The 423-nt window shown below is 42.3% G+C and carries 1 protein-coding gene; it reads right to left on the reverse strand.

From position 1 onward, the window contains the following. A partial coding sequence (locus tag SB775_RS27530; RefSeq protein ID WP_410864311.1) for an amidophosphoribosyltransferase occupies positions 1-423 on the reverse strand: 423 nt, incomplete at both ends.

The raw sequence follows: 423 nt of genomic DNA on the forward strand, positions 1-423 counted from the left end.
GACGGATTTCTTCTATTGAATTATTTGCTGCGATTAATTCTTTTCTCGTTTGAATATCAATGCCATAGAAGCATGGATACTTAAGAGGTGGTGAAGCAATTCTTACATGGACTTCTGTCGCTCCAGCCTCGCGAAGCATACGAACAATTCGTTTACTCGTCGTTCCTCTTACGATAGAATCATCAATCATCACAACTCGTTTTCCTTCAACTACGCCTCTTACTGCTGAAAGCTTCATCTTAACCCCTTGCTCACGCAGTTCTTGAGAAGGTTGAATGAACGTACGTCCAACGTAACGATTTTTAATTAGTCCTAACTCATATGGAATGCCTGTCGCCTCCGCATAACCAATTGCTGCTGAAATACTAGAGTCTGGTACACCAGTAACAACATCAGCTTCAATAGGTGCTTCCGCCGCTAAAC

The organism is Peribacillus sp. SIMBA_075 (assembly GCF_046534585.1).